The following is a 20866-nucleotide window of genomic DNA, read 5'->3' as shown; positions in this document are numbered from 1 at the left end:
TATGCATCTGCATGCGGATTGAAAGGGCGCCGTCGCAATCCATATAAATGCATATGCATCTACATGCGAAAGGACGCGACATGACCCCGAAACTGACGCTGATCAGCCATCACCTCTGCCCCTATGTGCAGCGCGTCGCGATCGCGCTGGCCGAAAAGGGTATGGATTTCGAACGCATCGACATCGACCTCACCAACAAGCCCGACTGGTTCCTGAAACTCTCGCCCACGGGCAAGACCCCGGTTCTGGTCGTGGACGGGCGGCCGATTTTCGAATCCTCAGTGATCCTCGAATATCTGGAAGAAGTCGGCCCCAATCCGCTGCATCCCTCAGACGTTCTCGACCGGGCAGACCATCGCGGCTGGATGGAATACGGCTCGTCGATCCTGAACGACATTGCCGGGCTCTATAACGCGCCGGACGCCAGCGCCTTTGCCGCCAAGATCGAGGACCTGCGGTCGAAGTTCGCCCGGGTCGAGGAACGCTTGCCGGGCGGTGAAACCTTTGACCCAAAGGGGCTTTCCCTGCCCGATGCGGTCTTCGCCCCGGTCTTTCGCTATTTCGACACGCTTGACCGGATCGGCGATGTTGCCGGACTAGCGGGCCAGCCGAAACTCAGCCGCTGGCGGTCGGCGCTTGCCGGGCGGGCCTCGGTCCGAAGCGCGGTGGCGACGGATTATCCCGCCCGTCTTCTGGATTTCCTGAAGCGGCGCGGGTCGCATCTGTCGACGCTTCTGACCTGACGGGTCATGCGGTGGCGAGCGCGAGCAACCCGACAAGGATCAGGCTCGCCGCCCAGACCCGTTCAAGGTCGAACCAGCCCCGGGTCAGGAACTTAAGCCCGAGCCAGCGATAGACGCCCCATGCCACCGCCCCACCCGCCGCGATCATCGCGGCGGTATGGATCAGCGCGACGCCAAGCGCCACGGCCAGATTGCGCGACATCAGCGCCCCGGCGGCGCGGTGGGCGGTGTCGAGGTCCTCGGCGCGGCAAAGCCCGAGATAGATCGGCACCAGCATCAGAGCAGCCCCGTGGGCGAGCGCGACAAGGAAAGACCAGAGCGCGAGGCGGGTGGGTTTCACCCGGGCGAGGAACCTCGGATGGCGTTTGGTGACGAAGATCCAGAGGCCGAGCGCGATGACGGCAACCCCGGCGGCAACACGAATTTCCCGCTGCCAATCGATGAGGAGCGTCATCACCGCAAAGGGCATCAGGATCGCGACCATCGCCAGAAGATGCCCGGCCGCGAGGGCCGCGAGTGCGCGCCAAAGCGCATCCCGGCGTTTCTCCATCAGTGCAGCTGACACCGCCAGCGGCCAGCCCATGCCGGGATTGACCCCGTGATAAAGGCCGCTTGCCACCACGGCGAGCCAGAGACCCGCCGTGGTGCCGATCATGTCCCCCAAGGATCAGACCGAGGGATAGCAGAAACTGTCGGTCGAACAGTCGCCGCCCTCCAGCCGGATCTGGTGGCTGCGATAGCCCTTCGGGAACTCGACATAGAATTTCTTGTCGAGCGTCAGCCCGCCTTTCGCGCCGACATCGGCCTTGACCATCGCCCCGCCGCGTTCGCCGGGGTAGAACTGTTCGTCCCAAGTCGAATAGAGCGAGTTGGTCCAATAGACGCGTTTGCCGTCGCGGCTGATCTCCACCATCTGCGGCCCGTAGCCGAAAGCCTTGCCACTCGGGTGCTTGGTCTTCTTGACGATGCCGCCGATCTCGACCTTTCCAGCGAGTTTGGGCTTCATCGGGTCTGAGACATCGTATTGATGCATCTCGCCCGTGCCCCAGCAGGCGACATAGAGATACTTGTCGTCGAGGCTGAGGTCGATATCGGTCACAAGGGGCGGCACGGCCGAAAAGCCCTTCAGCATGTCCGGCAGGTCGTCCGGATCGGCGGGCTGCGGCGGGATCGTCACCGTCTTCTTGGCATGCCACTTGCCCTTCTCGCGCCACCAGGTCCAGATCGAGCCTTCGAGGTTCGTCGTGTCCACGACAACCCCGCAGAAGCCGTATTCCTTGACCGGGTCATGGGCGGGCCTGATCTCCAGCGCCATCTGGTGGTTCTCGCCAAGGTCGATGGTCTGGATGTTCTTGCGCTCACGCAGGTTCCAGAAATGGATGCGGTGGCCGTATTTGTTCGACAACAGATCCTCGGGTACGAGGCCGTTTTCAAATTGCGGGGGCAGGCCCCATTCGGAACTGACCATGTAGTCGCGCGGCAGGTTCCACCAAAAATCGTATTGCTTGTCCTGCGGGCCCCGGTCGATCTCGTACCGGCCGATGACGTCGAAGGTTTCGCAATCCATGATGAAGATGCCCGGAGGGCCGTCCGTCCCGTCCTTGCCGCCGCCGCCCAAAGTCGAGACATAGATGCCCTCGGGCCCGCAATGGATCGTGTGGGGGCGGGAATAGCCGGTCTTGGCAAAGACCTCTTCGGGCTCAATGATCTTGTGGATCTTGGCCTTCAGCGGGTCCTTCACATCGACGACATAGATGCGGGATGAACGGATGCCGGGAATGATCAGGTAGCGCCGCTCAAGGAAGGCATGGCCGGTCAGGGGCGAGAGCGCCGAAGAACAGGCGTTCCAGCCGAAATGGTGAAACTCATCGCCCTTGTTGGGCATGATCACCTTATGGACGATCTGGCTGTAGGTTTTGGACTTCGGATCGACATCGACAACGGCAAGGCCATCAGGCTGCGATCCGTCGGGGCTGAGCATCAGCGTGAAGGCGAGCTTTTCGGGCGGGCCTTCCATGGCAAGCTTGGCCGAGGGGTAAAAGGTGGGGTCGGGTCTCAAATTCATTTCGTTCCTCCGGGTTGAACGGGCGGACTTATGTTTCTTGATCTCCGCGTTGGTTTGTCGCGTTCAAAGCTTGCGCGATTCTCGCTCAGAAAGCGACATTTCTTTTGTCTTACATTTACAGCGGTCTAACCGCCCAGCGCGATTCCCTCGCGCCGCGGATCGGCGCCACCGGTCAGGCCGTCACCGATGGCAATGGCGTGAAGACCGGAATTCAGATCGCCGGTCTTGACCTCGAATCCCATCGCCTCTAGCTCCGGCCCGAGGGCTTCGGCCCCTGTTCCCGCCTCCAGATCAAATGTGCCGAACCGGTTGAGGGCGTGGCCCATCGCGACCGCTTGCTGCACATCCATGCCCCAGTCGAGATGGGCGATGATCGCCTGCGCGACATAGCCGATGATCCGGCTGCCGCCCGGCGATCCGATCACCAGAACCGGCTTGCCATCCTTCAACAGGATGGTCGGCGCCATCGAAGATCGGGGCCTTTTGCCCGGCTCCACCCGATTGGCAATGGGGCGGCCATCCTCATGCGTGGCAAAGGAAAAATCGGTCAGCTCGTTGTTCAGAAGGAAGCCACCGCCGGTCATCAGGCGGCTGCCGAAGCCATTTTCGATGGTCGTCGTCATCGACAGCGCATTGCCATAGCTGTCGACGATGGAGATATGGCTCGTGGAGGGGAACTCGATGGACTGATCGTCACCCCAGAGCATTGCGTGATCCCAGTCGGGCTCGCCCGGCGCGACCTCTTTCAGCGCCGTGCCGGTGTCGAGAAGTTTCGCGCGCTCGGCCAGATAGGCATCGGCGGTCAGTCCGGCGGGCATGGGCACGAAATCGCTGTCGGCCATGTAGCGGCTCCGGTCGGCGAAGGCGAGGCGCGAGGCATCGCCGATGCGCCGCCATGCCTCGGTGCTGGTGGGACCAAGCGCAGCCAGATCCGTATCCCGCAATAGCCCGACGATCTGCCCGACCGTCAGCGCGCCGGACGAGGGCGGGCCCATGCCGCAGACATCATGCGCCCGGTACGCGACGCAGACCGGGTCACGCTCCACCACCCGGTAGGTGGCAAGGTCAATGGGAGCAAGCTTGCCGGGATTGCCCTCGGCCCCCGTCACGGTCGCGACGATATCCTCGGCAATGGGTCCGTAATAGAACGCGTCCGCGCCACCCGATGCGATGGCTTTCAGCGTGGCGGCATAGGCCGGATTTGTCAGCCTGTCGCCCGCAGCAACGGGCGTGCCGTCCGGCAGGAAATAAGCCGCAGTCGCGGGAAAACGGCCGAGCCGTTCGGGATCCTCGGCCACCAGTTCCGCAAGCCGGGGCGAAACCTCGAACCCGTCCTCTGCCAGAGCGATGGCCTCGGCGAAAAGTCCGGGCCAGTCGGACGTGCCCCAGCGTTTCTGCGCGACTTCCATCAGGCGCGGCGTGCCGGGTGTGCCGACGGAGAGCCCGCCAACAACGGCATCGAAGAATTCCAGCGGCTGGCCGGTTTCGTCGAGGAAGAGTTTGGGCGTAGCCGCCAAAGGCGCGGTTTCACGCCCGTCGAGCGTGGTCAGCTTCCCGCTCGCCGCATCGTACCAGACAAGGAACGCCCCGCCGCCAAGGCCCGAGCTTTGCGGCTCCACCAGCCCCAGCACCGCCTGAACCGCGACCATCGCATCGGCCGCCGTGCCGCCCTCGCGCAGAACCCGCGCCCCGGCGCTGACCGCCAGGGGATTGGCGGCGGCGACCATCCAGTTATCGGCGGTAACCGGCAGCCCCGCCGCCTTTGCCGCGAGCGACGACGCGATGTCCGGCGATGTCGCGGTGATTGTCGTGGAAGTCCCGCTCTCGGGCGCGACGGTGTCGGTTGCGGTCTGGGCGAAACCTGATGTCGCGAAAGCGGCGACGGCGAGGAAAACGGCAATCGGGCGCATCTGTCATCTCCTGAATATCGCGGGAATGATGCGCCTCGGACCGGTGCAGCGCAACCTTGCCATGGCCTTGCAGAATGCCGGACGGTTCCGAACTCGTAAGCTGCGCACAGGTTCTGTGAATGGCATGCCCGCGTCCGGCCGTGCTAGTCTGCGTCCCTAAGCACCGATTTCGCGACCAGTCCGCACGGGAGACCCAGATGAAGATCAACGCCGATTTCACCAAACGCGTCGTGCTTCATGCCGACGAGATCGACTGGCTCGCCTCGCCCATGGCCGGGGTGGAGCGCCGCCCGCTGGACCGGATCGGCGATGAGGTCGCCCGTGCCACCACGATCGTGCGCTTCGCGCCGGGCAGCGCCTTTTCCGCCCATACTCATGGCGGGGGTGAGGAATATATCGTGCTCGATGGCGTGTTTCAGGACGAGGCAGGGGATTTTCCCAAAGGTTCATACGTCCGCAACCCGCCGACTTCGCGCCATACGCCCGCCTCCGCGCCCGGCTGCACGATCTTCGTCAAACTCTGGCAGTTCGACCCTGCCGACCGGGAAGAGGTCCATGTCGATCTGACCAAGGCCAAGCCCGTGCCCGATCCGGCCCGGCCCGGAACCGCCACAGTGCCGCTTTACGACGGCTATGGCGAGTCGGTGCGGCTGGAACACTGGTCGGCACATGCCGCGTTTCGTCAGGATGTGCCGGGTGGCGCGGAACTTCTGGTGCTGGAGGGTTCAGCCACCGAACACGGGGATGCCCTGCGCAAGCAAAGCTGGGTGCGCATTCCGCCGGGCGGTCAGATCGACGCCAAGGCTGGCCCCGACGGGGCGCAGGTCTGGATCAAGACCGGGCATCTGAACCAGATTTCGGTTCCCGGCGCTGCCGGGACCTAACGTCCGGCCTTTTCGGCGATGCCAGATGTGCCTTCGCGCCGCTCCAGCTCGTTCAGAACCTCGGAGAGCGGGACGTCGCGGGACGCGAGCATGACGAGGAGGTGGTAAAGCACATCGGCCGCTTCCGATGTCAGCCGCGCGCGGTCGCCCTTCACCGCCTCGATGATCGCCTCAACGGCCTCTTCGCCGAATTTTTCGGCGCATTTCTCAGGCCCCTTGAACAAGAGCTTGGCGGTCCACGACGTGTCGGGATCAGCGCCCTTGCGCGCGGCGATCGTGGCGGCGAGTTTTTCCAGCGTGGTCATTCGAGCCTCATCGGGATGCCCGCTGCGGCCATGTGTTCCTTGGCCTCGCGGATCGTATAGGTGCCGAAATGGAAGATCGAGGCGGCGAGGACCGCGCTCGCATGGCCTTCGGTCACGCCTTCGACGAGGTGGTCGAGGGTGCCGACGCCGCCGCTGGCGATGACCGGTATATCGACCGCATCGGCAATGGCGCGGGTCAGCGGCAGGTTGAAGCCCGCCCGCGTGCCGTCGCGGTCCATCGAGGTCAGGAGGATCTCGCCCGCGCCTTTCGCCTCGACCGACTTCGCAAACTCCACCGCGTCGATGCCCGTGGATTTGCGCCCGCCATGGGTGAAGATCTCCCACCGGCCCGGCTCCACCGTCTTGGCGTCGATGGCGACGACGATGCACTGGCTGCCGAAGCGGTCGGCGGCGTCTGCGACGACATCGGGGTTGGCGACAGCAGCGGAGTTGAAGCTGACCTTGTCGGCGCCGGCCAGCAGAAGCGCCCGGACGTCCTCATGGCTGCGCACCCCGCCGCCCACGGTCAGGGGGATGTAACATTGTTCGGCCGTTCGGGTGACAAGGTCGAACATCGTGCCGCGATTTTCATGTGTCGCATGGATATCGAGGAAACAAAGCTCGTCCGCCCCCGCCGCGTCATAGGCCTTGGCCGCCTCGACTGGATCGCCCGCATCGATGAGATCGACGAAATTGACGCCCTTGACCACGCGGCCATCGGCGACATCGAGGCAGGGGATGATGCGGGTCTTGAGCATGGGCGTTCCTTTCGGCCCCTCCTAACGCGGCAGGGGCGTCGCGAAAAGGGCTTTCGTCCCGGCTGCGCCGGGCCGACCCGCCGGGGAGGCGCTGCCTCCCCGGACCCCTCCGGAGTATTTCAGCCAAGAAGAAAAGGCGGGGAATTGCCGATCACGGCAACTTTTCTTGGCAGCTTAAGGGGCCGGGCCCGAGACTGGTGCCAAACCGGAACTGACAGGGAGGATCGTGGTATGAGACGGATTGCAGTTTTGGCCTTGGCTGTGGCATCGGGGCTTCCGGCATCGGCAGGTGAGGTGATGCGGGTGGCTGCGGTTGGCAGTGTCGCGGAGGTGACGGACCGGCTGGAAGCGGCGGTGACGGGCGCGGGGGCCACGGTCTTCGCCCGGGTCGATCACGGCGCCGGGGTGGAGAAGATAGGCATGCCCATCGGTGTGTCGCAGCTTCTGATCTTCGGCAACCCCGCACTCGGCACCCCGGCCATTCAGGCCGATCCGCTGGCGGGGCTCTACCTGCCCCTGAAAGTGCTGGTCTACGAGGATGCCGAAGGAGTCTGGCTGGTCTATGAGCCGCCCGCCGAAAGCTTCGACGATCTGGCGGTGCCCGAGGACGCCGAGGTCATCGGCAAGATGACCGGGGCCTTGGCCAAGCTGACAGCAGCCGCAGCGGGCGGTTAGGCACGGAGCGCCGTAATCGCCTCGCCCAGATCGATCGCGCCATCATAGAGCGCCCGGCCCGAGATTGCCCCGGCGATCACCCCGGTATCGCGAAGCGCGGTGAGGTCGGCAAGGGTGGAGACCCCGCCTGAGGCGATGACCGGGATCGTGACCGCGCGGGCAAGCGCCTCGGTCGCGGCTATGTTCGGCCCCTGCATCGCGCCGTCGCGCAGGATGTCGGTGTAGATGATCGCGGCCACCCCGGCATCCTCGAAGCTTTTGGCCAGATCGGTGACCAACACATCGGTCTCCTCGGCCCAGCCCTTGGTCGCGACGCGCCCGTTCCGCGCATCGATCCCGACGGCGACCTTGCCCGGGAAAGCGCGGGCGGCTTCTCGCACCAGATCGGGATTTTCGACCGCCACGGTGCCGAGGATCACGCGGGCGAGGCCCTTGGACAGCCAGGTCTCGATCGTCGCCATGTCGCGGATGCCGCCGCCAAGCTGGGCAGGCACCTTCACCCGCTTCAGGATCGCCTCGACCGCCGCGGCATTGACCGGCTGGCCGGCAAAGGCGCCGTTCAGGTCCACGAGATGCAGCCATTCGCATCCCGCCGCCTCGAACTTCGCCGCCTGTGCCGCCGGGTCGTCGCCGAAGACGGTGGCCTTGTCCATCTCGCCATGCAGGAGCCGGACGCAGTTGCCGTCCTTCAGGTCGATGGCGGGATAGAGGATCATGGGCGGTCTCCGGGCCGTTGCGGGCGCCTCTTGCCACAGCCGACCGGGGATTGCAAAGGCGCTGCAACGTCACGTTACACTGGACGGGCAACAAGGCTTCGCGGATGATCCCGCGCAACTGTCAGGGAGGACATCCACCATGAAGAAACTCGCCATCGCAGCCCTGCTGTCCCTCGTCGCCGGAGCCGCCATGGCCGACCCGGTCGAAGGGGTCTGGCAGACCGAACCCGACGACGGTTCCTATGCCCACATCACCATCGCGCCCTGCGGCGCGGCCTATTGCGGCGTCATCTCGCGCACCTTCAAGGCGGAGGGCGAATACGCCTCTCCCAATCTCGGCAAGACACTGGTCATCGACATGGTGCCGAACGGCGAGGGCAACTATGCCGGCAAGGTCTGGCGGCCGTCGAACGACAAGATCTATATCGGCAAGATTGAGCTGAACGGCGACAACCTGAAACTGGCGGGCTGCATTGCCGGGGGGCTTCTCTGCTCCAAGCAAAGCTGGCAACGGGTGAAGTGACCCTCTCGCACCGATGAAATCGTCACGCCCGCGCTTGAGTGCGGGCGTTTTCATTCCTACCTTCAGGGACAGACAGGCGGCGCGGGCCGCCCGGTGCGGATGGGGGTCGGTATGGCGTTTCGTCCATTGCTCTTCGCGGCACTTCTGGCGGTTATTCAGGTCTGGTCAGGCCCCACCTCCGCCGACCCAATTCTCGGCACATGGCAAGTGGAGCCCGACCACAAGGGCCAGATCGGGCAGATCGTCATCCGCCGCTGCGGCGAGGCGTTCTGCGGCCGGGTGATGAAAGTTCATGACAAGGCCGGAAAAAGTGTCGTGACCCGGGCGATGGGGCGGGACCTCTTCTGGGGGCTTCGGTCCTACGGCGGTGGCAATTATGGTGGCGGTCGTGTCTGGGTGCCGCTCTTTGACCGCGAATACAATGCCAAGGCCCAGCTGTCGGGCGACAAGCTCCGGGTGCGCGGCTGTCTCGGGACGATCTGCGACGGTCAGATCTGGTGGCGTCTGCACTAGCCCGATCCGCTGCCTTGTTGCCCTTTTCGTGCAGTTTCGCTAAGGCGTTGCGACGCCAAAACCACCGAGCGGGACGACATCAAAATGGCCATGGAAAAGACCTTCAACGCCGCCGAGGCGGAAACCCGCCTCTATGCGCAGTGGGAGAAATCCGGCGCCTTCCGCGCCGGGGCCAATGCCTCGCGCGATGAAACCTTCTGCATCATGATCCCGCCGCCGAACGTGACGGGTTCGCTCCATATGGGCCATGCCTTCAACAACACGTTGCAGGACATCCTGACCCGCTGGCACCGGATGCGGGGCTTCGACACGCTCTGGCAGCCGGGGCAGGACCATGCGGGCATCGCGACCCAGATGGTCGTCGAACGCGAACTGGCCAAGACCAATCGTCGCCGCACGGATATGAGCCGCGATGACTTCACCGCGCTCGTCTGGGAGCAAAAGCAGAAATCCGGCAACACCATCATCGACCAGCTGAAGCGCCTCGGCGCCTCCTGCGACTGGTCGCGCAATGCCTTCACCATGTCCGGCGCCCCGAACGCACCCGCGGGCGAAGAGGGCAATTTCCACGATGCCGTCATCAAGGTCTTCGTGGACATGTACAATAAGGGGCTGATCTATCGCGGCAAGCGCCTCGTCAACTGGGACCCGCATTTTGAAACCGCGATCTCTGACCTTGAGGTCGAGCAGATCGAGGTGCAGGGCCAGATGTGGCACTTCAAATACCCGCTCGCGGGGGGGGAGACCTATGAATATGTGGAGAAGGATGAGGACGGCAACGTCATCCTGCGCGAGACGCGCGACTACATCTCCATCGCCACCACCCGGCCCGAGACCATGCTCGGCGACGGCGCGGTCGCGGTCCATCCCTCCGACGAACGCTATGCGCCCATCGTCGGCAAGCTCTGCGAAATTCCGGTCGGGCCCAAGGAACACCGCCGCCTGATCCCGATCATCACCGACGAATATCCCGACCCGACCTTCGGAAGCGGGGCCGTGAAGATCACCGGCGCGCATGACTTCAACGACTATGCCGTCGCCAAGCGTGGCAATATCCCCTGCTACCGGCTGATGGACACCAAGGCCGCGATGCGGTCGGACGGCGCGCCCTACGCCGAGGCCGCGACCATCGCCATGGCCGTCGCCAAGGGCGAAGGGACGCTGACCGAGGCCGAGACGGACGCGATCAACCTCGTCCCCGACGACCTGCGCGGGCTGGATCGGTATCAGGCGAGGAAGCGCGTGATCGACCAGATCACCTCCGAAGGGCTGGCCGTCACCATCCTTCACAAGAGCATCGACAAGGAAACCGGCGCCGAACACCTCGAACGCATTCCCTTGGTCGAGCAGAACAAGATGATGCAGCCGCATGGCGACCGGTCGAAGGTGGTCATCGAGCCGATGCTGACCGACCAGTGGTTCGTCGATACCGCGAAGATCGTCGAACCCGCGCTTCAGGCCGTCCGCGACGGCATGGCCGCGCAAGAGGACGGAACCTTCGACCCGGACGCAGGCTATACCCGCATCCTTCCCGAACGTGACGCCAAGACCTATTTCCACTGGCTGGAAAACATCGAGCCCTGGTGCATCTCCCGCCAGCTCTGGTGGGGCCACCAGATTCCGGTGTGGTATGGCTTTAACTTCGAATACCTGAAAGACATTGACGGGAACGGATCGCCGACCGCTCTACAGGCCGAAGTTCTCGAGTCCGCTGACATCGGCAGTTCCATCACAGTGGGAACAGTCAGAAAATGCGCCGCAACATGCGCGGAAGCCATAGTCAAATTTGAAAATGAGGAGACTTTCCAGTTTCCTAGCTGGTTCCGACCGATCAAAGTCACGGAAGTAAAGGACCGCGCCGAAGCAGAAGAGGCTTTCCTCCAAGGACTCCGCGCTTATCGCTTCAGCAAATCGACGCAAGATTTAGTCTACCCTGTCTGGCGCGACCCCGACGTTCTCGACACCTGGTTCTCCTCCGGTCTCTGGCCCATCGGCACGCTCGGCTGGCCCGAGAAGACCGACGAACTGAAGAAGTACTTCCCCACCGACGTCCTCGTCACCGGCTTCGACATCATCTTCTTCTGGGTCGCCCGGATGATGATGATGCAATTGGCCGTCGTCGATCAGGTCCCCTTCCACACCGTCTATGTCCACGCCCTCGTCCGCGACGAGAAGGGCAAGAAGATGTCGAAGAGTTTGGGCAACGTCCTCGACCCCCTCGATCTCATCGACGAATACGGCGCCGATGCCGTCCGCTTCACCCTTACCGCAATGGCCGCGATGGGCCGCGACCTGAAGCTCTCGAAAGACCGCATCGCGGGCTACCGGAACTTCACCACGAAGCTCTGGAACGCCACCCGTTTTGCGGAAATGAACAACGCCCTCTGTCGGGACGCTGTCGGGACGGATGCCATACGCGTGCCAGACGCAAAGCATACGGTAAACCGCTGGATCATCGGAGAGACCGCCCGCGCCCGCATCGCCGTCGATGAGGCTTTGGGTCAGTTCCGTTTCAACGACGCTGCCAACACGCTTTACGCTTTCGTCTGGGGCAAGGTCTGCGACTGGTATGTCGAGTTCTCCAAGCCCCTGATGGACGGCGACCATGCGGCCGAAACACGGGCCACGATGGCCTGGGTTCTTGATCAGTGCTACATCCTGATGCACCCGATCATGCCCTTTATTACCGAGGAATTATGGGCACTTACGGGCGACCGCGCCAAGATGCTGGTCCATGCCGACTGGCCGGAATACGGGGCGGAACTGATCGACGAAGCGGCCGACCGCGAGATGAACTGGGTGATCACGCTGATATCCGACATCCGCTCCGCCCGCGCCGAAATGCACGTCCCCGCGGGCCTGAAACTGCCCATCGTGATGACCGCGATGGACGAAAAGGGCCGCGCGGCTCTGGCCAACAATATCGAGCTGATCCAAAGACTTGCCCGCCTCGACGGCATGACCGAAGGCACCGCCCCCAAAGGCTCGATCACCGTCGCCGTCGAAGGCGGCGCCTTTGCCATTCCGCTTGAAGGCGTCATCGACATCGCCGAGGAAAAGGCGCGTCTTTCCAAGGCCTTGGAAAAACTGGAAAAGGATATGGGGGGGCTCAAGGGGCGTCTCAACAACCCCAAATTCGTCGAAAGCGCACCGGAAGAAATCGTCGAGGAAACCCGCGAAAAACTGGCGCTGGCCGAAGAGGAAGCGGCAAAGTTGAAAGCCGCGCTGAAAAGATTGGCGGATATCGGCTGACCCCTTCATCTTGCCCAAAACACTCCGGGGGTCCGGGGGCAGCGCCCCCGGCGTAACTGCAGGAAAACATGGCATGAATATCGACTACCCGACCCTCGCTGCTGTCATCGAAAGCCTCGCCGAAGGCGAGACGGATGAGATCGCGCTGATGGCGACGGTGGCCTGCGAGGTGCATCACTCCGATGCCCGGTTCGACTGGACCGGATTCTACCGCGTCACCGCGCCGGGGATGATGAAGATCGGACCCTATCAGGGTGGTCATGGCTGTCTGGCGATCCCCTTCGACAAGGGCGTCTGCGGCGCAGCCGCATCGACCGGCGCGGTTCAGATCGTTGCCGATGTCGATGCGTTTCCCGGCCATATCGCCTGTTCCTCGACCACAAGGTCCGAGATCGTGCTGCCGGTCCATGGCAAGGACGGACGCCTGATCGGCGTCTTCGATATCGACAGCGACCAGCCCAACGCCTTCACGCGTGAGGATGCGGAAGGGCTGGGCGCGATCCTGACGTCGGTTTTCGGCAGGATCTGACGCGGGCAGGCTGGCAGATAGCCGCCATGCAGAACAGTCTCCAGCTGTGGCCGGAGACTGCACATGAGCGACACGGAACATCACCGGGGAAGCTGCCTCTGCGGCGGCGTGCGGTTTGAGACGATGGGCCCCCTGCGCGATGTCTGGGCCTGTCATTGCGGGCAGTGCCGCAAGACCAGCGGGCATTACTGGGCGGCGACCTCGGTGCCGCTCGACCGGCTTTCCATCACATCGGACGAAACCCTCGCCTGGTATGACAGTTCGCCCGCAGCACGGCGGGGGTTCTGTTCGCGCTGCGGCGCAAGCCTTTTCTGGGAACCAAAGGACGGCGGGCGCATGGCCATTGCGCCGGGTGCTCTCGACGGGCCGACGGGACTGACGCTGACCCGGCACATCCATACCGAGGATCGGGGCGACTATTATTCCTGCGAAGGACCGCCGCCTGAAGCCCCTCTCAATCTGCGCGAACAACTCGATTGTTCCTGCCTCTGCGGCGCGGTTTCGTTCAGCCTGCCGGGCCCTGCGGGCGACATCACCGCATGCCATTGCGGCCAGTGCCGCAAGCTGTCGGGGCACTACTCCGCCTCGTTCGACGCCGATGAGGCCAAAGTGACATGGCACCGCAGGGACGGGCTCGCCGAATACCGGACGCCCGGAGGAGGTCTGCGCGGGTTCTGCAAGCATTGCGGGTCGAGCCTCTGGTTCCGCTCGGCAAAGGGAGAGTTTTCGGTCGAGGCCGGATCGGTATCGGGTGCGACCGGCGGGCGGCTCTCAGACCATATCTTCGTGGACAGCAAGGGGGACTACTACGAAATCGACGACGGGCTGCCACAATCCGGTGGTTGGTAGCAATCCCTCGGCTACGGCCACCCGGCGCGGTTAGGGGCACCGGATCGGAAAAGTTTTGTTCAGAACTTTTCCGATCCCGCGTGAAGGATTTTGTATCAAAATCCTTCACGTCCCGACCGGCTTCCGGGTCCGCACCCGGAATCACAGCCGTCGGCTCGGCACCCAAGCATAGCCGTTTTCGCAAAGGATATAGCATTCCCTGAGCCCGTGCGGCTTGTCTGTCGGTTCCTGCAGAAGCGTCGCGTCAGGGATGGCCGCAGCCCGTTCCGCCGCTATATCGGGGTCGGTTTCGTAAAGCCGGATCTCCAGCCCCGCACCGCGCGCGCCCGCCTCGGGCAGAAGCCCGAGCAGCGGGTTTTCGGAATAGGTGCCGTCGGAATGCAGCTGAAAGACCTCGCCGTGATAGGTCATGATCGCAAAATCGGCCGTGAGCCGGTGCGCCTTCATGTCAAAGACGGCCTCCAGAAACGCCGCGAGCCGTTTCACATCGCGCACGACGAGGTTGAGCCCGATCCCCTTCAGCGACCGCCCGAAATCCTCTGCCTTGACCGTTTCGAAATCCATTCCCGCGACCTCTTGCTGCTGGTCGGAGGCTCGCATCCGACCCGGCCCCCGTCAATCTCAGCTTGACCCGTCCGCCGGTTTCCGCCAGCGCTGAAAGCGACAGGATTGCAGGCAGATCGGACGACGGTCCGCAAAGGGAGAGAACAGATGGCCGATATCACCCTTCTCGACGGCGGCATGGGGCAGGAACTGGTGGCGCGGTCGGGCGATGCGCCGACGCCGCTCTGGTCGACTCAGGTGATGATTGATCATCCCGGCCTCGTTCGCGCGGTGCACGAGGATTACTTCCGGGCCGGAGCGACGGTGGCGACCACGAACACCTATGCGATCCATCACGACCGGTTGCTCAAGGCCGGGATCGACGACCGTTTTGCGAGCCTTCACATGCAGGCCCTGGCCGAAGCCGCCGCGGCGCGGGCGGCGCATGGCTCAGGCCGGATCGCCGGGTCGCTCGGCCCCCTCGTCGCCTCCTACCGGCCCGAGACCCATCCGCCGCATGACGAGGCGGTGGCGAAATATGCCGAGATTGCCGGGCTCTTGGCCCCCGCGGTCGATTTCTTCATTGCCGAGACCGTCGCATCGCTCGCCCATGCGCGCGCGGTGCTTGAGGGCGCGAAGACCGGTGGCAGGCCCGTGTGGCTGTCGGTCACCGTGGATGACGAGAATGGATCGCGGCTGCGCTCGGGTGAGCCGGTCGCCGCGCTTGGTCCGGTGCTGGAGAAGGGCGGCGCGGCGGCCGTCTTGGCCAATTGCTCTGCCCCCGAGGCGATGGCGGCAGCGCTTGACGGGTTCAGGGCGTTCGGTCTGCCCTTCGGCGCCTATGCCAACGGCTTCCAGCAGATCACCAAGGATTTCCTGAAAGACAGCCCGACCGTCGATGCCTTGCACGCCCGGCCCGAGATGACGCCAGCACTCTATGCCGATTTCGCGATGCGCTGGGTCGATATGGGGGCGACGATCATCGGCGGCTGCTGCGAAACGGGTCCCGCCCATATCGCCGAGATCGCCCGGCGAATCCGGGCGGCAGGACACCGGCTGGTTTGATCCCGGCGAAGCCGGGGGGTGGTTTCCGTCGTTACCGTCGTGCTATCGCCCGCAGATGACCGATGCCGCCTATGCCCCGCCCGACACGCCCCTCACCGTGATCCATGCCGATCACGCAATCCTTGTCGTCGACAAGCCGGCCGGGCTCTTGTCGGTTCCCGGCAAGGGCGAGGATCTTGCCGATTGCCTGATCGCGCGAATTCAGGCGCTTTATCCCGAGGTGCTGCTGGTTCACCGGCTTGACCGGGACACCTCCGGCGTCATGGTCTTTGCCCTGACGCGCCATGCGCAGCGCGAGCTTTCGGCCCAGTTCGAATCCCGCAAGACCAAGAAAGCCTATCGCGCGCGGCTTTGGGGCCATCTGGAACCGAAAGAGGGAACGGTCGATCTGCCGCTGATCGTCGACTGGCCGAACCGGCCGCGCCAGCATGTCGATCACGTCAACGGCAAGCCCGCTCAAACCGGCTGGAAGGTGCTGGGCCATGACGAGGACGGCACGACCCGCGTTCGGCTTTTCCCGCTGACCGGGCGCAGCCATCAGCTTCGGGTACATATGATGGAACTCGGCCACCCGATCCTTGGCGATCCACTTTATGCAGAAGGCGCTGCCCGCGACCATCCTCGGCTAATGCTGCATGCCGAAAGCCTGCGTTTCAACCACCCGGAGACCGGCAAGGGCATGACCTTTACTGCCCCGGTCCCGTTCCGGTGATCGTCCGGTTCCACGAGGCGGCGGGCACCAGGTCTGAGGCGCGCTATTCCGAATGCGGTGCGTATCGCTATCTGCTCAGCCGTGATTGGGGCGCGGGCGGGCGGTTGGTCTATATCCTTCTCAACCCCTCGACCGCTACGGAAGAGCGTAATGACCCGACGATCGAACGCTGCGAAAGGCGGGCGCGGGCGCTGGGCTTTGGCGGTTTTGCTGTCGCCAACCTGTTTGCCTATCGCGCTACCGATCCGCGCGACCTGAAGCAGGCGGAGGCGCCGGTCGGTCGCGACAACGACGCACAGCTTCTGGCGGCCGCAACTTCGGCCGGGCGCATCCTGTGCGGCTGGGGCGTGCATGGGTCTCACCATGGGCGCGGGGCCGAGGTGGCGCAGCTTCTGCAGGGGGCGGGGCTCCCGCTCTGGCATCTCGGTCTGACAAAAGCCGGATTTCCCCGGCACCCGCTTTATGTTGGCTATGTGCAGAATCTGCAGCTTTGGGTTGAGTTGTCCCGCCCTAAAAGTTCCAAAAATTGAATCTATCCCGCCCGCCATTGTGACCATGTTAACGTGACCGGCTTTGACTGGTCGCGGGGTATGCCGGCGATGGGGATTGCCGGTCGCGAAGATCTGGGGGTGCGGGATGTTCATGCTGGCCGGGTTGCTGGGGCTGTTCGCGGCGGGCGTCGCCGTCGAACTCAGCGGTGTTCTGAAAACCGGGGACGAGGATGCGTCAGACCCGGAGACCGAGGGAGATATCGACGCGCCCGAGGCGGAACAGCCTGAAAACACCATTGAGGGCACGCCGCTGGCCGAGGTTATTTCCGGCACGGACAGCGCGGACGAGATCCACGGTGGTGGCGGTGATGACCAGATCGGTGGTTATGACGGCACCGACGCGATCCATGGTAATGCGGGGAATGACGACCTGCATGGTCTGGGCGGAGATGACACGCTGGACGGTGGCGATGGCGATGACAGCCTCCATGGTGGCGACGGGGCGGATGAGCTCTACGGTCACGCTGGGGACGACTACCTGGCCGGCCATGAGGACGATGACCGCCTCGACGGCGGTGCGGGCGGCGATCGCCTGATCGGCGGAGGCGGGCAGGACAGCCTTTATGGAGGCGACGGCGATGATGCGCTTCAGGGCGCGCGCGGTGACGATCTGCTGGTCGGCGGACTGGGGCAGGACACGCTGATGGGCGGGGACGGCAATGATATGCTGGACGGCCGCGTCTCCGGTGGTGCCGGTCCCGATGCCGATGGCCGAGACTTTCTCAATGGCGGCGGGGGCGACGACACGATTTTCGCCGGTCACGACGACTGGGTCGAGGGCGGGGGTGGGGCGGACACCTTTTCACTTTCGGACTGGCTCAGCGGCGATGCTGGGCCTGCGGTAATCGCCGACTACAACCCGGCGGAAGATAAATTGGTGCTGAATTACGATCCCGTCGCGCATCCCGCCCCGGTGGTGACCGTCCTACCAGACCCGGATCTGGAAGGGGCGATGCAGGTCCTGATCGACGGGGAGGTCGTGGCCCATGTATTGGGGGCTGACGGGCTCAGCCCCGCCGAGGTCCGGTTGATCGCCGAAGACTCCGGGCCTGCGGCCTGATCGCCCTGTCGATTAGAGCTTTTCTTTCAGGGAAATTTCCCCTATACGCCCGCATCCGCCTGAAACGGCGGCTACTTCTCCACGGGCCTTGCTGGACGACATCCCGGCTTGCGCCATAACCCTTAATCCGAAAGGAGATCCCGATGTCGATCACTGCTGAAGAAAAAGCCCGCGTCATGAAGGAATTCGCGACCAAGGAAGGCGATACCGGTTCGCCGGAAGTTCAGGTCGCCATCCTCACCTCGCGGATCACCACGCTGACCGAGCATTTCAAGACCCACAAGAAGGACAACCACGGCCGCCGTGGCCTTCTGAAGATGGTCGCCCAGCGCCGCAAGCTTCTCGACTACCTCAAGAAGAACGATGACGCGCGCTATCAGGACCTGATCAAGCGCCTCGGCATCCGCCGCTGATCGCGAGCAGAGCTGAGTAAGACCAACGCGCCCTTTCCGGGCGCGTTTTTCTTTTCAAGGCCAAAACTACGTGGGACCTGTTTCTACTGTAATTAAGTCGTTGTGGCGCTGATAGACGCAGCGTTGGCGTTCTGTCGGCAAAGTGTATGGCAAACTGTCGGGCCAAAATCTGAACGGAACGGAATGTATAGACCGTGCAGAGGGCAAACCTTCGCCGCGCGGTAGTGCTGCGGGCGACTGATCGGTGTTGCTGATTGAGGTCAGGCACTGCACCGAACCTCACCTTTTGGCTGCCACATCCACATCTGTCAGCGGCACCCTCTCGCCCTTACGGATGACCTGCGGGTCATAGGGCGTGCGGGCGAAGACCTCGCGGACCATGGGCGCGAAGAACTCGATCGGCAGGTCGTCGTAGTCGGGGTCGAAGCTCGCCTGATCCCAGCGTTCGCAGAACTCGGCACAGTCGTCGAAATAGGGATTGCCGCGATGACGTTCGCGCTTGTGCTGGTCGAAGCCCTCAAGGTGATGACCGTAATAGAGCATCTGGAAGTCGCCGTGGGTCTGGACGCACCATGTGCATTGCTCGCGCACGAAGGGTTTCAGGATCGTCGCCGCGTATTCGTCGTGATTGTAGGGCGCGTAGATGTCGCCGATATCGTGGAGGAGGGCGGAGACCACCCAGTCGATGTCCGCTCCGTCGCGCCAGGCCCGTGTCGCTGACTGGACCGAATGGCCGAGCCGCGTGATCTGGTAGCCCGAGAGCGACTTGTCGAGGTCGACAAGGGCCGTTAGCAGCCGGTCGGCAGTGTGTTTGGTGTGGTCGATCTCGTGCGCGGTGAGGAACTCGTATTCCTCCTTCGTGCCGTCCTTCATCTGGGTGAAGCTGACCTTTTCCATTAGCGTGCCTCCGCGTACAGACCCTTGGTGTTGCTGGTGCCCTTCATCAGGAACTTGGCCTGAGCGGAGCGGATTTCCTCGTAAAGCGCAAGGCTCGCGGGGGTGAAGTTCGCCGTTGGCGGCGCAAAGTTAATGAAATTGCCGACGCGGTCGGCGCCGCGCGCCAGCATCGCATAATCCTTATCACCGACCAGTTGCGCAATCTCGGGAGTGACATAGCGCACCACTGCGCCGATGCGGCGGTCGTCGGTGGTGTTTGGGCCGGAACCGTGGATAGTCAGCCCGTGATGCAGGCTGATCTGGCCGGGCATCAGTTCGATAGGCACGCGGTCCTCTGGCGCGACATTGACCTTAACCTCCTGCCCGCGGGAGAGGAGATTGTCCTCGGCGAAGGTGTCCTCGTGCGGAAGGATCGGATTGAGGTGGCTTCCCTGAACGAATTCCATGCAGCCCGAGGCGCGGGTGGCGGGCGAAAGCGCCAGCCACATCGTCACCATACCGTCGATGGCGCCGAGCCCCCAATAGGTCAGGTCCTGATGCATGGAGACCTTATGTTTGCTACGCGGCTCCTTGATGAAGAACTCGACGCCGTAGATCAGCAGGTCGGGGCCGAGGATGCCCTCGACGATATCGAGAATCGCGGGGTCGGTACCGATCCGGTGCGCCAAGGGCAGCACGCAATTGGCGTTGACGCGCTTGTAGGTGTTGAGGGGCAGCGGCAGGCCGGCGTCGAGCCAGTCATGTTCGATAGCTTCCAGTTCCGACCGCCAGGCGCGGGCCTTTTCGGGCGGGATCGCCTGAATCGGGAAGAGGTAGCCATCTTCCCAGTATCGAGCCTTTTCCACCTCAGAGAGGCGGCCGTCGATCAAGGGCACACACATTGCCGGTCTCCTGTCCGTCGCGTTGCGCAAACGCTAATGCGGAAGCATCAAAGTTCAGAACGGTATCTCTTGCCGGTCAGGATAAGCTGAGCTTATCCTCGGTTCATGGACCGCACCCGCATTCCCTCGCTCAACTGGCTCCGCGTTTTCGAGGCGGCGGCGCGGACGGAAAGCTTCGCCCGCGCGGCGGCGGAGCTGAACATGTCACCCCCGGCGGTCAGCCAGCAGGTCAAGGCGCTGGAGAGCCATCTCGGCATGGCTTTGTTCACCCGACAGCCCCATGCAGTGCGGCTGACCGAGGCGGGGCGGGCCTATCTGCCCTCGGTGCAGATGTCTCTTGTCTCGTTGGAAACCTCGACGGCGGGGCTTTTCGGCAGGGCGCGGGAGGAGCGGCTTTATGTGCAGGCGGTGCATATCTTCGCACAGGGCGTGCTCGCGCCGCTCTTTACCGATTTCACCGCGCGTCATCCCGATATCGCGCTGCATATCACCACCGGCAACGCGGTCGAGGACTTCACCCATGCCTTTTCGGACCTGAAGATCATCTTTGGCGCGCCCTCGGCCTTTGGCCGCGCCCATGACCAGCTGATGGGTGAGATGCTCTACCCGGTGGCGACGCCGGAGATCGCGGCGCGGATCAAGACGCCGGCCGACCTTCTGGCGCATCCTTTGCTGGAGGTCGCGACCCACCGCGCCGGCTGGCCGCATGTGTTCGAGAGCCTGAAACTCCTTGGGGCGGGCGCGCGGGTGGTGATGGTCGATTCGACGGTGATGGCGGCGGCGCTGGCCGGGCACGGCGCCGGTATCGCGCTTGCCCGGGCGCCGGCGAGCGATCCGATCATGCGGGCGCAGGGACTGGTGCCCTGCCTGCCGGGCGTCGCCGTACCGGGGCTGGAATATTACCACCTCGTCTATCCCGATCCGGGCACGCTGCGTCGCCCGGCGCGTGCGTTTCGCAGCTGGCTGATGGAAAGGGTGTCGGCGCTAGAGCCGGTCAGCGGCGGGATGTCCTGACCGGGCTT

Annotated in this window: 23 protein-coding genes; 14 read left to right on the top strand and 9 right to left on the bottom strand. The window is 63.8% G+C overall.

From position 1 onward, the window contains the following. Positions 1–80: 80 nt before the first annotated feature. Positions 81–743 carry a glutathione S-transferase family protein gene (locus tag OEZ71_RS06310; protein ID WP_263739110.1) on the top strand — a complete coding sequence of 221 codons (663 nt, stop codon included), beginning with the start codon at positions 81–83 and terminating at the stop codon, positions 741–743. A 4-nt stretch (positions 744–747) separates the two neighbouring features. Here the strand turns inward: OEZ71_RS06310 and OEZ71_RS06305 are convergent, their stop codons facing one another. From OEZ71_RS06305 to ggt, 3 genes are all read right to left on the bottom strand, one after another. Then, positions 748–1398 (bottom strand): hypothetical protein, encoded by a 651-nt coding sequence (locus OEZ71_RS06305; protein WP_263739109.1) that lies wholly within the window; start codon positions 1396–1398, stop codon positions 748–750. Between the two features lie 12 nt (positions 1399–1410). Continuing rightward, on the bottom strand, positions 1411–2808 hold the full coding sequence (locus tag OEZ71_RS06300; RefSeq protein ID WP_263739108.1) for a selenium-binding family protein: 1398 nt from the start codon (positions 2806–2808) through the stop codon (positions 1411–1413). Between the two features lie 125 nt (positions 2809–2933). After that, the gene (ggt, locus tag OEZ71_RS06295; protein WP_263739107.1) at positions 2934–4718 is read right to left on the bottom strand and encodes a gamma-glutamyltransferase; all 1785 of its coding nucleotides are present in this window, start codon (positions 4716–4718) and stop codon (positions 2934–2936) included. Positions 4719–4915: 197 nt separating this feature from the next. On the opposite strand from ggt, the gene OEZ71_RS06290 reads away from it, so the two are divergent. Beyond that, complete coding sequence (locus OEZ71_RS06290; RefSeq protein WP_263739106.1) at positions 4916–5602, top strand: cupin domain-containing protein; 687 nt, start codon at positions 4916–4918, stop codon at positions 5600–5602. On the opposite strand, the gene OEZ71_RS06285 is transcribed toward OEZ71_RS06290, so the two are convergent. Further along, the gene (locus tag OEZ71_RS06285) at positions 5599–5907 is read right to left on the bottom strand and encodes a phosphoribosyl-ATP diphosphatase (RefSeq protein WP_263739105.1); all 309 of its coding nucleotides are present in this window, start codon (positions 5905–5907) and stop codon (positions 5599–5601) included. The genes OEZ71_RS06290 and OEZ71_RS06285 overlap by 4 nt on opposite strands. Then, entirely contained in the window at positions 5904–6665 is a 762-nt protein-coding gene (gene hisF / locus OEZ71_RS06280) for an imidazole glycerol phosphate synthase subunit HisF (protein WP_263739104.1), read from the bottom strand. The genes OEZ71_RS06285 and hisF overlap by 4 nt, the downstream gene beginning before the upstream one ends. Before the next feature lie 231 nt (positions 6666–6896). Here hisF and OEZ71_RS06275 point away from each other — a divergent pair, with 231 nt between their 5' ends. Then, complete coding sequence (locus OEZ71_RS06275; RefSeq protein WP_263739103.1) at positions 6897–7340, top strand: DUF302 domain-containing protein; 444 nt, start codon at positions 6897–6899, stop codon at positions 7338–7340. Here the strand turns inward: OEZ71_RS06275 and hisA are convergent. After that, the gene (gene hisA / locus OEZ71_RS06270; RefSeq protein ID WP_263739102.1) at positions 7337–8056 is read right to left on the bottom strand and encodes a 1-(5-phosphoribosyl)-5-[(5-phosphoribosylamino)methylideneamino]imidazole-4-carboxamide isomerase; all 720 of its coding nucleotides are present in this window, start codon (positions 8054–8056) and stop codon (positions 7337–7339) included. The two genes, OEZ71_RS06275 and hisA, sit on opposite strands and share 4 nt — an antisense overlap. A gap of 139 nt (positions 8057–8195) precedes the next feature. On the opposite strand from hisA, the gene OEZ71_RS06265 reads away from it, so the two are divergent. The 5 genes from OEZ71_RS06265 (at position 8196) to OEZ71_RS20230 (ending at position 13722) form a co-directional block, all read left to right on the top strand. Next, on the top strand, positions 8196–8579 hold the full coding sequence (locus tag OEZ71_RS06265) for a DUF2147 domain-containing protein (protein WP_263739101.1): 384 nt from the start codon (positions 8196–8198) through the stop codon (positions 8577–8579). Between the two features lie 111 nt (positions 8580–8690). Next, positions 8691–9092, top strand: coding sequence for a DUF2147 domain-containing protein (locus tag OEZ71_RS06260; protein ID WP_263739100.1), 402 nt, complete (start codon positions 8691–8693; stop codon positions 9090–9092). Positions 9093–9176: 84 nt separating this feature from the next. Further along, positions 9177–12344 (top strand): valine--tRNA ligase, encoded by a 3168-nt coding sequence (locus OEZ71_RS06255; protein WP_263739099.1) that lies wholly within the window; start codon positions 9177–9179, stop codon positions 12342–12344. A 73-nt stretch (positions 12345–12417) separates the two neighbouring features. Next, a complete protein-coding gene (locus tag OEZ71_RS06250; RefSeq protein ID WP_263739098.1) occupies positions 12418–12873 on the top strand; it encodes a GAF domain-containing protein in 456 nt (151 codons plus the stop codon). A gap of 63 nt (positions 12874–12936) precedes the next feature. Next, positions 12937–13722: a GFA family protein gene (locus OEZ71_RS20230; protein WP_318527808.1), complete on the top strand. Its 786-nt coding sequence runs from the start codon at positions 12937–12939 to the stop codon at positions 13720–13722. 141 nt (positions 13723–13863) lie between these two features. Here the strand turns inward: OEZ71_RS20230 and OEZ71_RS06235 are convergent, their stop codons facing one another. Continuing rightward, positions 13864–14286 (bottom strand): VOC family protein, encoded by a 423-nt coding sequence (locus OEZ71_RS06235; protein WP_263739097.1) that lies wholly within the window; start codon positions 14284–14286, stop codon positions 13864–13866. A gap of 147 nt (positions 14287–14433) precedes the next feature. On the opposite strand from OEZ71_RS06235, the gene OEZ71_RS06230 reads away from it, so the two are divergent. From OEZ71_RS06230 to rpsO, 5 genes are all read left to right on the top strand, one after another. Beyond that, on the top strand, positions 14434–15330 hold the full coding sequence (locus OEZ71_RS06230; RefSeq protein ID WP_263739096.1) for a homocysteine S-methyltransferase family protein: 897 nt from the start codon (positions 14434–14436) through the stop codon (positions 15328–15330). 55 nt (positions 15331–15385) lie between these two features. Beyond that, the gene (locus OEZ71_RS06225) at positions 15386–16042 is read left to right on the top strand and encodes an RluA family pseudouridine synthase (protein ID WP_263739095.1); all 657 of its coding nucleotides are present in this window, start codon (positions 15386–15388) and stop codon (positions 16040–16042) included. After that, positions 16039–16572 (top strand): DUF1643 domain-containing protein, encoded by a 534-nt coding sequence (locus OEZ71_RS06220; RefSeq protein WP_263739094.1) that lies wholly within the window; start codon positions 16039–16041, stop codon positions 16570–16572. The genes OEZ71_RS06225 and OEZ71_RS06220 overlap by 4 nt, the downstream gene beginning before the upstream one ends. A 106-nt stretch (positions 16573–16678) precedes the next feature. Then, positions 16679–17653 carry a calcium-binding protein gene (locus OEZ71_RS06215; RefSeq protein ID WP_263739093.1) on the top strand — a complete coding sequence of 325 codons (975 nt, stop codon included), beginning with the start codon at positions 16679–16681 and terminating at the stop codon, positions 17651–17653. Positions 17654–17796: 143 nt separating this feature from the next. Beyond that, on the top strand, positions 17797–18066 hold the full coding sequence (gene rpsO / locus OEZ71_RS06210; protein ID WP_263739092.1) for a 30S ribosomal protein S15: 270 nt from the start codon (positions 17797–17799) through the stop codon (positions 18064–18066). A gap of 279 nt (positions 18067–18345) precedes the next feature. Here rpsO and OEZ71_RS06205 read toward each other — a convergent pair whose 3' ends face one another. Together OEZ71_RS06205 and OEZ71_RS06200 are read right to left on the bottom strand one after the other, a co-directional pair. Next, positions 18346–18963: an HD domain-containing protein gene (locus tag OEZ71_RS06205; RefSeq protein ID WP_263739091.1), complete on the bottom strand. Its 618-nt coding sequence runs from the start codon at positions 18961–18963 to the stop codon at positions 18346–18348. Continuing rightward, a complete protein-coding gene (locus OEZ71_RS06200; protein ID WP_263739090.1) occupies positions 18963–19844 on the bottom strand; it encodes a phytanoyl-CoA dioxygenase family protein in 882 nt (293 codons plus the stop codon). The genes OEZ71_RS06205 and OEZ71_RS06200 overlap by 1 nt, the downstream gene beginning before the upstream one ends. Positions 19845–19949: 105 nt before the next feature. Between OEZ71_RS06200 and OEZ71_RS06195 the strand changes: the two genes are divergently transcribed. Next, positions 19950–20858, top strand: a complete 909-nt coding sequence (locus tag OEZ71_RS06195; RefSeq protein WP_263739089.1) for a LysR family transcriptional regulator — start codon at positions 19950–19952, stop codon at positions 20856–20858. Positions 20859–20866 lie beyond the last annotated feature (8 nt).

Source organism: Albidovulum litorale (genome assembly GCF_025751495.1).
Lineage (GTDB): Bacteria > Pseudomonadota > Alphaproteobacteria > Rhodobacterales > Rhodobacteraceae > Albidovulum > Albidovulum litorale.
Note: the sequence above shows the minus strand (reverse complement) of the source record. Positions and strands in the feature narration are given on the sequence as shown.